Origin of the sequence: Nocardioides panaciterrulae, assembly GCF_013409645.1 — a bacterium.
In the GTDB taxonomy this organism is placed as follows: domain Bacteria; phylum Actinomycetota; class Actinomycetes; order Propionibacteriales; family Nocardioidaceae; genus Nocardioides; species Nocardioides panaciterrulae.
The window spans coordinates 1,887,038-1,901,414 of the sequence record NZ_JACCBG010000001.1 but is presented as its reverse complement, the minus strand read 5'-3'; the positions used below and the strand labels follow the sequence as shown (position 1 = coordinate 1,901,414).

The window sequence follows — 14,377 nt, the reverse complement described above, 5'->3', positions numbered from 1 at the left end:
TCATGGTCCCCAGGTTGCTAGCCTAGGTCGTCCGTCCAGGCCGTGGACGGACACCTCAGGAGGGAACAGATGGGCGGTGGCCCCGGCAGTCGCGCCAGCTCGCTGACCGCTGAGGAGCTGGGCTCCCCGGCACAGCGCGACCGGCGCCGCCGGATCCTCGACGCCACGATCGCGCTCGCGTCCGGGGGCGGCTTCGACGCCGTCCAGATGCGCACGGTCGCCGAACGGGCCGACGTCGCGCTCGGCACGCTCTACCGCTACTTCCCCTCCAAGATCCACCTGCTGGTCTCCGCGCTCGCCCGGGAGTTCGAGCGGGCGGAGGCCGTCACCCTGGAGAAGCCGGTGCCGGGTGCCACCGCACAAGAGCGGGTGATGTGCCTGCTCGGCCGGACGAACGCGAATCTCCAGCGCGACCCGCACCTGACCGAGGCGCTCACCCGGGCCTTCATGTTCGCCGACGCCACGGTGCAGGACGAGATCCGCACCGTCGGCGCCCTGCTGACCTCGATGCTGACCCGCGCGATGCGTCCCGACGCCGCCGGGCCGACCGCGGAGGACGCGGCGATCGCGCGCGTGATCATCGACGTCTGGCTCTCCGCGCTGGTCGGCTGGGTGACCGGCCGGTCCTCCGCCGACGAGGTGACCGAGCACATGGACGTCGCCGTCCGGCTGCTGCTGCGCGACTGACGCGAGACATCTGCGCGCGCGCCGGCGCCCTCATGGCGCGTCAGTTGGGCTGGTGCTCGAGGGTGCCGAGGGGGGTGGTGAGGTAGTGGCGGTGGTGGGGGCCGGTCCAGTGGTAGTTGCCGGTGGTGGGGTCGCGTCGGTAGCGCCATCGGCCGCTGGTTTTGGCGCGGTGGTGTCGCCTGCAGAGGGGGGCGAGGTTGTCGGGGTTGGTCTGGCCGGGTGGCCCGCCCTCGTCCATCGGGCGGTAGGGGGTGATGTGGTCCAGGTCGCAGGCCCGGGCGTCGGTGGCGCAGTAGGGGTGCACGCAGTGCTTGTCGCGTTGGACGACCTGCTCGCGCATCGCAGCCGGGATGTCGTGGCCGTCCACGGCCCAGCACCGGTTGAGGTCCAACACCGGGGTGATGACCGCCTCGGAGCCGGCCAACCAGGCCCGGATGGCCTCCTCCAGCACCGGGCCGAGCTTCTCGACCTGTCCGCACACCAGTTCGTCATCGACCGCGAGGCCGAGTGCCTCGAGCAGTGTGAAGTGCATGAACAGGTGGGTCTTCGGCTTCCGCGAGCGCGGCGGCTTCGACTGGGCCGGTGGAGCCTGATCCGGCTGGTCGTCGTTGAGGCCTTGGCGGGCCAGCACCCCGAGGGCTTTGGCCTTCCGGGCCCCGAGGGGGTCGGTGTCCCCGGCGTCGGCGAGGTCGGCGGCGATCTGGCCGACCCGGTCGTAGAACGCGGTCAGGTCCAAGGTGTCCCCGGTCGCCTCGAGCCAGGACGTGCCCGCGAAATCGGCCGGGCCGGGGTGGCCCAGGGTGACGTCCCAGGCGTCCTTGCCCCTCGCCTCCCGCTCGGCGACCAGCTCGGGATGGTGCGCGGCGATCGCGGCCGCGACGGCACGCTCGATCGCCGCGAACGAGCACGAGTGCAGCACCGGGGCCAGGGCGGCGTCGACCTGGGCTGCGGCCGCCTGCGACAGCGGGTGGGTCAGCTGGGCGACCCGGCGGGCCTTGAACGCCTCCACCTCCAGCGCCTCGACCCGCCGCCGGCAGCGGGGCAGCCGGTGGCCCAGGTCCAGGGCGTCGGCGATCAGCTGGCGCACCGCGTGCTTGGAGATCCCCAGGGTGGCGGCCAGGGGTTCGGGGGTGAACGCCGCGACCGGCGGACACCCATCGCCACCCAGGGACTCCTCCTGGCCCAGCACGCCGGGCAGGCCCGAGGGGTCCCAGGTGGCGACCCCGTCCTCGGCGGTGGCGGGGTGCAGTACGCACCAGTGGGCCACGACCCGTAGCTTGTCCCGCTCGACCGCCCGCGCTTGGACCTTCAGGCTCGTGAGCACCGACAGGGTGGCGTCACCGTCGAGCTCGTCGAGCTCCACGGGTTCGCCGGCCGGGTCGGTGATCAACATGCATCCATGCAAGCACCCGGCACCGACACCCCGGGGCCCAGAACCGCACTTGTTGCACAGGACCAGCCAAATCGAAAGTAAAGAAATCTCCGGCCACCTGCGTCATGAGCAGCACCAGGTCACTCGGGCCGGGTGGCGTCTACGGGATCTGCCTCGTTGTGCGCGCCTGGGAGGACCCTCGCTCCTGCCGCGGAGTTCGGCAAGAGGTCGCGAGTTCGGCAAACCACTTGGATGGCTGTGTTTTGTTCGGCGCCTCTGCCGGGCCCAGGGTGGCTGGTGAGCTCCAGCGTGGCAGTTGAGGTCACCCGAGGCGGCGATCTCGACGTGCGGCCTGTCGGCGCCGAAGGCATTGCCAGAACCGGCACCAGTGGGCACGGTAGGTCCCGTGAACGAGTTGACGTCTCCGACCCGCACCGCGCGCTTCGTCTTGGGCGCGGTGGCGTCCCTGGCTCTGCTGGTGGGAGCGTTCGTGCTTGCTCTGGTGGCGTTCTTCGCGCTGTACGTCGGCGTACCCGCTTGGCTCGTGGCTGCCGCAGGCGCAGCCGTCATCATCGGGGTCGTTGCGGCGTTCCAGCACGTGCGCCGCGCAGCTGCTCGCCAGTCGGAGCTCCGTTCGGCCTAGCGCTTGAACCGGTTGGGTCGCACGAGTCATCGGTGTTGCCGGCCGGGCGGGCGCAGGTAGCCGAGGATGGGGTCGATGTCGGTGTGCCGACCGCGGCGGGACATCGTGCGACGTACTTCGGCTTCCGCCCTCGCGCCACGACCGCCCCTTCCACACTCCCAACCTCTACAAGGCCGGTAGCTCGCAGATCGCGAAACCAGGCGAGATAACCCACACAAGATCCAAGTGGTTCCGAACGCGAGAGGTCGTGCCCTTCCCGTTCCTACGCCGGCTACTGACGAGCGAGCGACGTCACGGTAGGAGCGCCTCGATCCCGCCCACTGAACTGAGCCACCGACCCCGCGCCCAAAGCAACGAACGCAGCCAAGCCCGCGAGCACCGACCACTCGTGCTGCTTGTCCTCGCAGGCACGCGTGTATCCGTGGCCGTAATCTGAGCTGATGCCGACCCCGCCCTCGCTAGTGGCGATGATCCCCGGGCACGTGGCTGTCTTCCCGTTGTAGTGCACGGTTGGCCCTGACGCGAGCAGGATCGCGGCGCAGAGACCGGCGGCGACTGCACCAACCAGGCACAGGATGCGAGTCATGACAAGACGATAGTGCGAAGCGCCGCCTGACGCGCACCCATCAAGGGACACGAACGGCGTCCGCTGCGACCGCCTGACTTGTCCCGAACAGGCGGGTGGATCGTCGCCGTAGCAGCCGACGATGACCAGCCGGCCACCCGGCGCGATCACCGCCACGGCCCTCGCCGCAGCCGCCTCAGGTCCCCTCGCTGGAGTGGCCGGGGAAGACGTGGGCGTGCGGGTCGATCGCCACGGCGGCGTTGTTGACAGCGGTGGCGGCCTCGCCGAAGCCGACGGCGATCAGGCGCACCTTCCCGGCGTACTCGGTGACGTCACCGGCCGCGAAGACCCGCGGCAGGCTGGTGCGCATCGCGGAGTCCACGCAGACGTGCCGCTTGGAGACCTCGATCCCCCACTGCTGCAGGGGCCCGAGGTCGGCGATGAATCCGAGCGCGGCGACGACGGCCTGCGCCGGCAGGGTGATGCTCTCCCCCGCGGCCGACAGCTCGACCGCCTCGACGACGCCGTTGCCCCGCAGCTCGGTCACCTCGGCGCTGGTGATGATCCGGACCGGGGTCGCGCGGACCTGCTCGACGGTGCGGGCGTGCGCGCGGAACGCCTCACGGCGGTGCACGAGCGTCACCGACCGGGCGATGGGCTCGAGGTGGAGCGCCCAGTCGAAGGCGCTGTCGCCGCCGCCGACGATGACGACGTCCTTCCCGGCGTACGGCGCGAAGGACGGCACGAAGAACTCCAGCCCCCGCCCCAGCCAGCCCTCGCCGGCGGGCAGCGGCCGCGGGCTGAACTTGCCGATACCGGCCGTGATCAGCACCGCTCCGGCGCGGACCTCGGCGCCGTCGTCCAACCGGACCGTCACCCCCTGGTCGTCGTGGGTGAGCGCGACCGCGGTCCGGTCGAGGAAGTACTCCGGGTGCGCGGAGGCCGCCTGGGCCACCAGCCCCTCCACGAGGTCGCGTCCCTTGACGGAGGGGAAGCCGGCCACGTCGAGGATCTGCTTCTCGGGGTACATCGCCGTGATCTGGCCGCCGAGCTCGGGCAGCGAGTCGACGACCGCCACCCGCAGGCCGCGGAAGCCGGCGTAGTAGGTCGCGAAGAGCCCCGTCGGGCCCGCGCCGATCACGAGGAGGTCGGTCTGGTGCGCCACAGGCGTGATCCTTCCCGGTGCCGGGCTCCGGCTCAAGCGTCCCAGCCGTCCGGTCGGTGCTTGCGGGGCAGCTTCTCGACCACCAGGCGGTAGGACTCGTCGACCGCCTCGAGCAGCTCGTCGTCCGGGATCTCGCCCCCGAACGACAGGTCGTTCCAGCCGGAGCGGCCGATGTAGGCCATCACGCTCGCGGCGCCGGGATAGCGGTGCAGCCACTCGTCGGCGACCTCACGGGTGGCGCCGGCCTTCACCCCGACCCCGTCGGTGCCGAGGAACGCGAAGATCTTCGCGGCGCCCTCCGGCCCGACCTTGATCACCGGATGCTCGTGGTCCCAGGGGTTGTCCGCCCAGGCTCCGGGCTTGGCCAGGCAGTGTTCCTGCATCAGCGCGACATCCACGCGAACCCCGCTCACTCGTCCTCGGCGCGGTGCGCCATGACCCTAGGATGCCCGACGTGGAAGCAGATGTCTGGTCGTCGTTCAGGCACGATCCTCGTCAGCCCGGCAACGCCGGGCTGCGTGCGTCCGACGCCGATCGCGCCGTGGTGCAGGAGGTGTTGACCGAGGCGTACGCCGACGGCCGGCTGGACCGCGAGGAGCTGGACACCCGGTCGGCATCGGCCGATGCCGCCCGCACCCTCGGGGAGCTGCCGGCGCTGGTGCGAGACCTCGTCCCCGAACCGGGCCCGGCCTCGGCCGGCCTCGTGCCGATGCCGCGCGACGAGCTCGAGCGACGCGCGGCCGAGAAGTACCGCTCCGACCGGCGTGAGGCGTTCCTGGAGTTCGTCGGGCCGAGCCTGGTGTGCGTGGTGATCTGGGCCCTGACCGGCGCCGGCTTCTTCTGGCCGGGCTTCGTCCTCGTCTTCACGTTCCTCAACGTGCTGCGCGTCCTGGTCAACCGCCGTGACATGGTCGAGAACAACAAGCGCAAGCTCCTCAAGCAGCAGGAGAAGGAGATCCGCGAGCTCGAGCAGCGCGAGTCCCGGGACCAGCCGGAGGACTGAGTGGTCGAGAGTGTCCGACAGCGGGTACGGGTCGCGGCGCGGCATCCCTCCGCCCTGCTGCTCGTCGCCCAGCTGGTCGCCCTGCTGGCCTACCCGTTCCTCGAGGGCTCCCCCGTCGGGCGGGCCTTCATCGGTGTGGTGGGGACGCTTGTGGTGCTGCTCGCCCTCTGGGCGGTACGTCGGACGCCGGCGTTGTCGTGGGTCGCACTGCTGCTCGGACTCCCGGCCACGGTCACCACCGTGCTCGAGGCGACCCATCCCCAGGACGGCCCGCTGGTGCTGGTGAACGCGCTGCTGCACGCGCCGTTCTACTTCTACGTGTCCTACGGGATGATCCGCTACCTCTTCCACGACCAGCGAGTCACGCGCGACGAGCTGTTCGCCACCGGCGCCGCGTTCACCGTGGTCGCCTGGGGCTTCGCCTACGTGTACGCCGCGGTCCAGGTGGTCTGGCCGGGGTCCTTCGCGGGCGTCGACGGCTCCGGGAACAGGTCGTGGTTCGAGCTGCTGTTCCTCTCCTTCACGACGCTGACGAGCGTGGGCCTCTCCGACGTCACGCCGGTGCTGGCGCACGCCCGCTCGTTCGTGATGGTCGAACAGGTCGCGGGGGTGTTCTACGTGGCCCTGGTCGTCGCCCGCCTGGTGGGGCTGACGGTGACCCGCGCCTCCCGGTGACGGGCAGCGTGCCCCGGACCGGGGCGACGCGCGCTCAGGGCTCCCGCAGCTGGTAGCCGTCTCCCCCGACGGTGCGCACCCAGTCCCGCCCGGGCGCGGCGCGGCGCAGCTTGCGGCGCAGCCCGCCCACGTGCACGTCGACCCCGAAGTCGCTGTCGATCGACTCCCCGGCCCAGACCTCGGCCGCCAGGTCGGCCCGCGCGACGGTGCTGCCCTGCCGGGACGCGAGCACCGCGAGTACGTCGTACTCCGTGGGGCTCAGCGGCACCACGACCCCGTCGTAGCTGACGCTCCGCCCGGCCCGGTCGAGCCGCAGGCCACCGCCGAGGTCATGCGGCGCGGGCGCCGGGGCGGGCTCACCGACGATGCCGCGCCGGGGTCGACGCAGCAGCGCCACGACCCGCGCGCGCAGCTCCAGCGGGTCGAAGGGCTTGACGAGGTACTCGTCCGCGCCGACGTCGAGGCCGGCCAGCCGGTCGACCTGCTCGTCGCGGCCGGTGATCATCACGATGTAGGCGTCGCTGTCCTGGCGGATCGCCCGGCACACCTCCACGCCGTCGGCGTCGGGCAGGGTCAGATCGAGCGTGACCAGGTCCGGGTCGCGCTCGCGGACCGCGGCGAGGGCCTGCGCCCCCGTGGCCGCGGGCGCGACCTCGCGGTCCTCGCCCTCCAGGACGTGGACGATCAGTTCGCGGATGTCGGGGTCGTCCTCGACCACGAGGATGCGATGGACCCGAGCCTCATCGTGCTTGTGCATGGCGTTCCCGTTCTATCAGGTCCCACCTTCGCTAGGTTTGTCCCCACTCCCCCTCAGGCAACAGGAGTCTCGGGAGGGCCGAGGAGGAAGGCTCACATGACGCAGGCAGCCACGGGCGACCTCGGCCGCGGATCGGCGGACGAGGAGCGTCGGCAGCGCACGGTCACGGCGCTGGGGCTGATCGAGGACGGCCCGCAGGAGCGGTTCGACCGGATCGCCCGTCTCGCCACGACGATCTTCGGGGTGCCGATGGCCGCCATCACCGTCTTCGACGGTGACCGGGCCTGGTTCCCCGGCCAGCACGGCTTCGCCAGCGGCCCGGTCCCCCGGGACCGCACCCTGTGCGAGCGCACGGTGGTCGAGGGCCGGCTCATCGTGTGCGACGACACCAGGCTCGACCCCCGGTTCCGGGACAAGGAGGGCGTGCGCGAGGGACGCGTCGTCTTCTACGCCGGCCACCCGCTGCGCGATCGCTCGGGCACGATCATCGGCACGCTGTGCATCTACGACGACCGACCCCGCCACCTCACCGACGACCAGGTCACCGCGCTGGGCGACCTGGCGAGCTGGGCCGAGCGCGAGCTCCGCTCGGAGGCCGAGATGTCGGCGGCCGGCGCCGTCCAGTCCGCGATGCTGCCGCCCGGCGACCTCGAGGTGGACGGCTGGCACGTGGCCGGCATCTGCCGTCCCGCCCTGGCGGTCGGGGGCGACTTCTACGACTACGGCGTCGCGCACGGCACGTTGCACGTCGGCATGGGCGACGTGATGGGCAAGGGCACCGGCGCGGCCCTGGTCGGCGCCGGTGCTCGCGCGGCGCTCCGCGGCACCCACGCCGCCGTCACCGCCGGCGCCGATCTGGGCGTGACCATCACCCACGTGGCCCGGTCGCTGCTGCCCGACCTCGAGCGCGCGGAGTCGTTCGTGACCCTCTTCGAGGCGGCCGTGGACCTCGAGGACGGCCTGATCCGGTACGTCGACGCCGGCATGGGACTGGCCCTGCTGCGGCACGCCGACGGCACCCTCGAACGGCTGGTGGGCCGGGACCGGCCGCTCGGCGTGCTCCCGGACGACCACTGGACCGAGCACGAGGCCGAGCTGGGTCCGGGCGACCGGATGATCGTCTTCAGCGACGGGCTGCTCGACCTGCTCGACGACCCCGACACCTGGCTGGACGCGGTGGCCGAGCTGCTGGCCGGGCACGACACCGCCACCGCGCTGCTCGCGGTGGTCGCCTCGCTCACCGAGGACCGGGTGGCCCTGGACGACGTGACCGTCGTCGCGGTCTACCGGGCCGCCCGATGAGCGGACGCCGGGCAGCCCGGACGACCAGTGCGGCCCGGCTCGTGGTGATCCGGCTCGTGGTGCTGCTCACGGCGGTGCTCGGCACCGACTACGTGGCGTGGCGCTGGCTGGACTCGGTCAACTGGCACGCGTGGTGGATCGCCGTCCCGTTGGTCGTCGCCGAGACCTACAGCCTCGTGGACTCGCTGCTCTTCGGACTGGCCATGTGGCGCCTGAAGGAGCGGGGCGAGCCACCGCCGGCGCCCGAGGGCCTCACCGTCGACGTCCTCGTCACCACCTACAACGAGCCGCTCGACCTGGTCCTGAGCACCGCGCGAGCCGCCCGAGAGATCAGGTACCCGCACCGCACCTGGATCCTGGACGACGGCGGTCGCCCCGACCTGCGCGCGGCGGCCGAGGCCGAGGGCATCGGCGTGATCACCCGGTCCGAGGACTGGGAGGGCATGCCCCGGCACGCCAAGGCGGGCAACCTGAACAACGCCCTGATGACGCTCGAGGGCGAGTTCCTGCTGATCCTCGACGCCGACCAGGTCCCCGCGGCGGGCATCTTGGACCGGACCCTCGGCTACTTCACCGACGAGCGGCTGGCGCTGGTGCAGACCCCGCAGTACTTCGTGAACGTGCCGGCCACCGACCCGCTGGGCAGCCAGGCGCCGCTGTTCTACGGGCCGATCCAGCAGGGCAAGGACGGCTGGAACGCGGCGTTCTTCTGCGGCTCCAACGCGGTGCTGCGCCGCGAGGCGCTGATGCAGCTCGGGGTGTCCCGCTACGTCACCGAGGTCGAGCTCGGCGTCCACCGCGCCCTGCGCACCGCGCGGTCGGTGCTGCGCTCCGCACGCCGACGGCTCGGCACCGGGGACGCGCAGCTGCGGGCCGCCCTCGACGGGGTGGGCGAGGCCCTGGACGCGGCCCGGCGCCAGCTGCGCGGCGGCGCGGCGCTCTTCGACGTGACCTTCGCCTTCCAGCAGCGCGTCGACGCGATCCGTGCGGGGCTGGTCTCGGCCGACGTCGAGTCGATGCGCGCCGACCTCGAGGCCATCCACGAGCTCGAGCGGGCCAGCGGCGGCGACGGCGGGCTGGCCGTGGTGGACGACACCCTGCTCGACCAGCTCGGCCACCGGCAGTGGTCGCCGCTGGGGGCGATCGAGAGCGTCGAGGCGCTGGTCCGCGCCGTGGACGTCGACCGGGCGGGCGAGGCCCAGCCGCTGATGCCTCTGGCCACCATCTCGGTGACCGAGGACATGGCGACCTGCATGCGGCTGCACGCCCTGGGCTGGCGCACGGTCTACCACGACGAGATCCTGGCCCGGGGGCTCGCGCCGGAGGACGTCGCGACCATGCTCACCCAGCGGCTCCGCTGGGCCCAGGGCACCGTGCAGGTGATGCTGCGGGAGAACCCGCTGGTCCAGCGCGGCCTCTCGCTCCCCCAGCGGCTGATGTACTTCGCGACGATGTGGAGCTACCTCTCGGGCTTCGCGGCGATCGTCTACTTCGCCGCCCCGGTCATCTACCTGGTCTCGGGGGTGCTCCCGGTGCAGTCGTTCAGCCTGCAGTTCTTCGTCCGCCTGGTGCCGTTCCTGGTCGTCAACCAGCTGCTGTTCCTCCTGGTGGCGAACGGCCGGCCCACCTGGCGCGGGCAGCAGTACTCCCTGGCCCTGTTCCCCACCTGGATCCGGTCGGTGACCTCCGCGGTGGGCAACGTGTGGTTCGGCCGCAGCCTCGACTTCGCGGTCACCCCCAAGACGCGCAGCGGGGCCGGCACCCGACCCTGGCACCTGGTCCGGCCCCAGCTGTGGACCATGGGGCTGCTCCTCGTGGCCGCGGTCGTCGGGGTCGTGCGCGTCGCCGTGGGCGCCGCCCACCCGCTGGGCACGCTGGTCAACCTCTGCTGGGTCGTGTTCGACCTGGCCGTCCTGGGCGTCATCATCCCGGCCGTCCGGTACGACGGCTTCGAGCCGCCTCACCGCACCCCCACCCACGAAGGAGCACGATGATCGAGTTCGACGTCGACACCCACAGCCGCGACGTCGCGGTGGTGTCCCCCCGGGGCCGGCTCAACATGGTCTCGGCCAAGCGGCTGCGGGACATCATCGCCGACCTGGTGTCGGACGGCAGCACCCGCATCGTCGTCGACATGGGCGAGACGACGTTCCTGGACTCCTCCGGCCTCGGCGCGCTCATCGCCGGGCTCAAGTCGGCCCGGCAGGCGGGCGGTGACCTGCGCATCGCCCGGCCGACGGCGCCGGTGACGACCGTGCTGGAGCTGACCAACCTCGACCGGGTGCTGCGCCCCCGCGAGTCGGTGGAGGCCGCGTTCGATGACTGAGCCGTCCCTGCCGGAGCTGCCGGGCCGGATCGAGCTGTCCGCTCCGGCCGATCCGGCGATCATCGACCTGCTGCACGGACTGCTGGAGCAGGTGTGGCTGCGACATCCCGACGTCGAGGACGCGGACCGGATCCGCTTCGAGATGGCGGTCGTGGAGGTGCTCGCCAACATCGTCGAGCACGCGTACCGCCTCGACCAGCCGGCCGGCGACGGGCAGCGCCGGTTCACGGTGTGCCTGGCCGTGACCCCGGAGGCGCTGCAGGCGGCGTTCGCCGACAACGGGCTGCCGATGGAGCTCGACCTGAGCAGGGTCGCGATGCCCGACGAGCACGCCGAGTCCGGGCGAGGCCTCGCGCTGGCCGCCGCCGCCCTCGACGACCTCGCCTACTCCCGAAACGACGGGCGCAACCACTGGCGGCTGCTGTGCCTGCGGGGCCGGCCCCGCTGAGCATCGCCGGGTCGGCTACGACACCAGCCTGGCCGCGTAGAGCTCGTCGCGGTCGACCACCCGGCGCGCCTGGCGCCGGTAGCGCAGGATCTGGGTCAGGCCCAGCGCCCAGAGGACGTACTGCGAGCTCATCGCCCAGCGGAACGCCGAGGGCGTGTACGCCGTGCTGGTGCCGGGCGTCCGCCAGTCCAGGATCACGCCGATCGCCACGACCAGCACCAGGCTGGCGAGGAACCCGCCCTGGTTGATGATGCCGCTGGCGCTGGCCATCCGGGCCCCGGGGTTGGACGTGCGGCCCACGTCGAAGCCGATCATCGAGGTGGGTCCACCGACGCCGACGACCAGCGCGAGCACCACCAGCAACCACATCGGCGCCGTGCCCGGCCAGGCCAGCACCACGGTCCACACGGCCGCGATCGTGGCGACGATGGCCACCGCCATCGAGGAGCGGTGCCACGGGTAGCTGCCGACAAGCCAGCCCAGCGTCGGGCCGGCGAGCATCACGGCCACGATCAGCACGGTGAGCAGGGTGCCGGCCGCGGTCGGGCTCAGCCCCTCCCCGCGGACGAAGAACGGGTAGCCCCACAGCAGGCTGAGCGCCGTGAGGCTGAACTGCGAGGAGAAGTGGATCCAGAAGCCCAGCCGGGTGCCGGGATGGGCCCAGGAGGCGGCCAGGCTCACCCGGACCGCCGCCAGCGAGAGCCGGGGCCCGCGCAGGTGACGGGACTCGGGGCTGTCGTGCAGGACCAGCAGCAGCGCGACGGCCAGCACGATGCCGAGCGAGGCGGCGAGCAGGTAGGCCTCGGTCCAGCCGAGGTGGCCGAGCGCCCAGGTCATGGGGATCGCCGCCATCACCGCGCCCAGCTGGCCGAGCATGCCCGTCAGCTGGGTGACGAGGGGGATCCGGCGCACCGGGAACCAGGTGGTGACCAGCCGCAGCACGCAGATGAAGGTCATCGCGTCGCCCATCCCGACGAAGACCCGCGCCACCAGCGCCAGCCCGTAGGAGTCGGCGACGGCGAAGCCGGACTGGGCGGCGGTCAGCAGCAGGGTGCCCGCCAGCAGGACGCTGCGGGACCCGAACCGGTCGACCAGCAGCCCGACCGGGATCTGCATCCCGGCGTAGACCAGCAGCTGCAGCATCGTGAACGTCGCCAGCTGGGAGGCGGAGATGTCGAAGCGGTCGGTCGCGGCCAGCCCGGCGACCGCGAGTGAGGAGCGGTGGAAGACGGCCAGGAAGTAGACCAGCAGTCCGGTGACCCAGACCGCCCAGGCCCGAGAGGTGGTGGTCGCCGGGGTCACCTGGTGGCTTCCATCATCTGACGGAGCTCCTTCTTCAGATCGGAGATCTCGTCACGCAGCCGCGCCGCGACCTCGAACTGCAGCTCGGCCGCCGCACCCTTCATCTGGTCGGTGAGCTCCTGGATCAGCTGCGCCAGCTCGGAGCTGGGCATGCCGGCCAGGCCCTCGGCGTGCTTGCCCGCGGCCTCCTTGGACAACCCGGGCACGGGCTGCTTGGCCTTGACCCCGCCGGCGCGGCCCTTGGCCTCGGTGCCGGCCCACGTCTGCAACAGGGCCTGGGTGTTCTCGTCCTCGCGCGCCAGCATCTCGGTGATGTCGGCGATCTTCTTGCGCAGCGGCTGCGGGTCGACGCCGTGGGCCTTGTTGTAGGCGACCTGCTTGGCGCGCCGCCGGTTGGTCTCGTCGATCGCCGACTCCATCGAGGGCGTGATCCGGTCGGCGTACATGTGCACCTGTCCGGACACGTTGCGGGCGGCGCGACCGATCGTCTGGATCAGCGACTTGTCGGAGCGCAGGAAGCCCTCCTTGTCGGCGTCGAGGATCGCCACCAGCGACACCTCGGGGAGGTCCAGGCCCTCCCGCAGCAGGTTGATGCCCACGAGCACGTCGTACTCCCCGAGCCGGAGGTCGCGCAGCAGCTCGATCCGCTTGAGCGTGTCGACCTCGGAGTGGAGGTAGCGGGTGCGGATGCCGGCGTCGAGAAGGTAGTCGGTGAGGTCCTCGGACATCTTCTTGGTCAGCGTGGTGACCAGGACCCGCTCGCTCTTCTCGGTGCGCTCGCGGATCTCGTGGATGAGGTCGTCGATCTGGCCCTTGGTCGGCTTCACGACCACCTCAGGGTCGATCAGGCCGGTCGGGCGGATGATCTGCTCGACGGCGTCCCCGCCCACCTTGTCCAGCTCGTAGTTGCCGGGGGTCGCGGAGAGGTAGATCGTCTGCCCGATCCGGTCGAGGAACTCCTCCCAGCGCAACGGGCGGTTGTCCATGGCGCTCGGCAGCCGGAAGCCGTGCTCGACGAGGTTGCGCTTGCGGGACATGTCGCCCTCGTACATGCCGCCGATCTGCGGCACCGCGACGTGCGACTCGTCGACGACGAGGACGAAGTCCTCCGGGAAGTAGTCCAGCAGACAGTTGGGCGCCGAGCCGCGGCCGCGGCCGTCGATGTGCATCGAGTAGTTCTCGATGCCCGAGCAGGACCCGACCTGGCGCATCATCTCGACGTCGTACGTCGTGCGCATCCGCAGCCGCTGGGCCTCCAGCAGCTTGCCCTCGCGCTCGAACTTCGCCAGCTGGTCGTCCAGCTCGAGCTCGATGCCGCGGATCGCCCGCTCCATCCGCTCCGGACCGGCGACGTAGTGGGTCGCCGGGAAGACGTAGAGCTCCTCGTCCTCGGTCAGCACCTCGCCGGTGACCGCGTGCAGCGTCATCAGCCGCTCGATCTCGTCGCCGAAGAACTCGATGCGCACCGCGTGCTCCTCGTAGACCGGGAAGATCTCGAGGGTGTCCCCACGCACCCGGAAGGTGCCACGGGTGAAGCTCATGTCGTTGCGGGTGTACTGGATCTCGACCAGCCGGCGCAGGATCGAGTCACGGTCGTGCTCCTCGCCGACGCGCAGCCGCAGCATCCGGTCGACGTACTCCTGCGGCGTGCCCAGGCCGTAGATGCACGAGACCGTGCTGACCACGATCACGTCGCGGCGGGTCAGCAGCGAGTTGGTCGCGGAGTGCCGCAGCCGCTCGACCTCCTCGTTGATCGAGGAGTCCTTCTCGATGTAGGTGTCGGTCTGCGGGACGTAGGCCTCGGGCTGGTAGTAGTCGTAGTACGAGACGAAGTACTCGATCGCGTTGTCCGGGAACAGCTGGCGCAGCTCGTTGGCGAACTGGGCCGCGAGCGTCTTGTTGGGCTGCAGCACCAGCATCGGGCGCTGGAGCTGCTCGGCCACCCAGGCGACCGTCGCGGTCTTGCCGGTACCGGTGGCGCCGAGCAGCACGACGTCCTCGACGCCGCCCTTGATCCGCTTGGAGATCTCGGCGATGGCGGCTGGCTGGTCACCGGAGGGCTGGTAGTCGGAGACGACCTGGAACGGCGCCACGCGGCGCTCGAGATCGGTGACGGGACGCATGACTCGAGC

14 protein-coding genes are annotated in these 14,377 nt (G+C 71.4%); 8 read left to right on the top strand and 6 right to left on the bottom strand.

What is annotated here, in order from left to right; translation table 11 throughout:
• Positions 1-69 precede the first annotated feature (69 nt).
• A complete protein-coding gene (locus BJZ21_RS08870; RefSeq protein ID WP_179663400.1) occupies positions 70-687 on the top strand; it encodes a TetR family transcriptional regulator in 618 nt (205 codons plus the stop codon).
• Between the two features lie 40 nt (positions 688-727).
• Here the strand turns inward: BJZ21_RS08870 and BJZ21_RS08865 are convergent, their stop codons facing one another.
• Complete coding sequence (locus BJZ21_RS08865; RefSeq protein WP_179663399.1) at positions 728-2,080, bottom strand: HNH endonuclease; 1,353 nt, start codon at positions 2,078-2,080, stop codon at positions 728-730.
• Positions 2,081-2,465: 385 nt separating this feature from the next.
• On the opposite strand from BJZ21_RS08865, the gene BJZ21_RS08860 reads away from it, so the two are divergent.
• The gene (locus BJZ21_RS08860; protein WP_179663398.1) at positions 2,466-2,702 is read left to right on the top strand and encodes a hypothetical protein; all 237 of its coding nucleotides are present in this window, start codon (positions 2,466-2,468) and stop codon (positions 2,700-2,702) included.
• A 761-nt stretch (positions 2,703-3,463) separates the two neighbouring features.
• Here the strand turns inward: BJZ21_RS08860 and BJZ21_RS08855 are convergent.
• Both BJZ21_RS08855 and BJZ21_RS08850 read right to left on the bottom strand, forming a co-directional pair.
• Positions 3,464-4,432 carry an NAD(P)/FAD-dependent oxidoreductase gene (locus BJZ21_RS08855; protein WP_343052056.1) on the bottom strand — a complete coding sequence of 323 codons (969 nt, stop codon included), beginning with the start codon at positions 4,430-4,432 and terminating at the stop codon, positions 3,464-3,466.
• Positions 4,433-4,464: 32 nt separating this feature from the next.
• Positions 4,465-4,830, bottom strand: a complete 366-nt coding sequence (locus BJZ21_RS08850) for an MmcQ/YjbR family DNA-binding protein (RefSeq protein WP_343052055.1) — start codon at positions 4,828-4,830, stop codon at positions 4,465-4,467.
• Positions 4,831-4,886: 56 nt separating this feature from the next.
• On the opposite strand from BJZ21_RS08850, the gene BJZ21_RS08845 reads away from it, so the two are divergent.
• Entirely contained in the window at positions 4,887-5,435 is a 549-nt protein-coding gene (locus BJZ21_RS08845; protein ID WP_343052054.1) for a DUF1707 SHOCT-like domain-containing protein, read from the top strand.
• Positions 5,436-6,110 carry an ion channel gene (locus tag BJZ21_RS08840; RefSeq protein ID WP_179663396.1) on the top strand — a complete coding sequence of 225 codons (675 nt, stop codon included), beginning with the start codon at positions 5,436-5,438 and terminating at the stop codon, positions 6,108-6,110. It begins immediately after the preceding gene.
• 34 nt (positions 6,111-6,144) lie between these two features.
• Here BJZ21_RS08840 and BJZ21_RS08835 read toward each other — a convergent pair whose 3' ends face one another.
• Positions 6,145-6,867 carry a response regulator transcription factor gene (locus BJZ21_RS08835; RefSeq protein WP_179663395.1) on the bottom strand — a complete coding sequence of 241 codons (723 nt, stop codon included), beginning with the start codon at positions 6,865-6,867 and terminating at the stop codon, positions 6,145-6,147.
• Positions 6,868-6,963: 96 nt separating this feature from the next.
• On the opposite strand from BJZ21_RS08835, the gene BJZ21_RS08830 reads away from it, so the two are divergent.
• The 4 genes from BJZ21_RS08830 to BJZ21_RS08815 are packed head-to-tail and all read left to right on the top strand — an operon-like array spanning position 6,964 to position 10,943.
• A complete protein-coding gene (locus tag BJZ21_RS08830) occupies positions 6,964-8,169 on the top strand; it encodes a PP2C family protein-serine/threonine phosphatase (RefSeq protein ID WP_179663394.1) in 1,206 nt (401 codons plus the stop codon).
• Complete coding sequence (locus BJZ21_RS08825; protein WP_179663393.1) at positions 8,166-10,163, top strand: glycosyltransferase family 2 protein; 1,998 nt, start codon at positions 8,166-8,168, stop codon at positions 10,161-10,163. Before BJZ21_RS08830 ends, BJZ21_RS08825 begins: the two co-directional genes overlap by 4 nt.
• Positions 10,160-10,495: an STAS domain-containing protein gene (locus BJZ21_RS08820; protein ID WP_179663392.1), complete on the top strand. Its 336-nt coding sequence runs from the start codon at positions 10,160-10,162 to the stop codon at positions 10,493-10,495. The genes BJZ21_RS08825 and BJZ21_RS08820 overlap by 4 nt, the downstream gene beginning before the upstream one ends.
• Positions 10,488-10,943: an ATP-binding protein gene (locus tag BJZ21_RS08815; protein WP_179663391.1), complete on the top strand. Its 456-nt coding sequence runs from the start codon at positions 10,488-10,490 to the stop codon at positions 10,941-10,943. Before BJZ21_RS08820 ends, BJZ21_RS08815 begins: the two co-directional genes overlap by 8 nt.
• 15 nt (positions 10,944-10,958) lie before the next feature.
• On the opposite strand, the gene BJZ21_RS08810 is transcribed toward BJZ21_RS08815, so the two are convergent.
• Both BJZ21_RS08810 and uvrB read right to left on the bottom strand, forming a co-directional pair.
• Positions 10,959-12,245, bottom strand: a complete 1,287-nt coding sequence (locus tag BJZ21_RS08810) for an MFS transporter (RefSeq protein WP_179663390.1) — start codon at positions 12,243-12,245, stop codon at positions 10,959-10,961.
• Positions 12,242-14,368 carry an excinuclease ABC subunit UvrB gene (gene uvrB, locus BJZ21_RS08805; RefSeq protein ID WP_179663389.1) on the bottom strand — a complete coding sequence of 709 codons (2,127 nt, stop codon included), beginning with the start codon at positions 14,366-14,368 and terminating at the stop codon, positions 12,242-12,244. The genes BJZ21_RS08810 and uvrB overlap by 4 nt, the downstream gene beginning before the upstream one ends.
• Between the last annotated feature and the right edge of the window lie 9 nt (positions 14,369-14,377).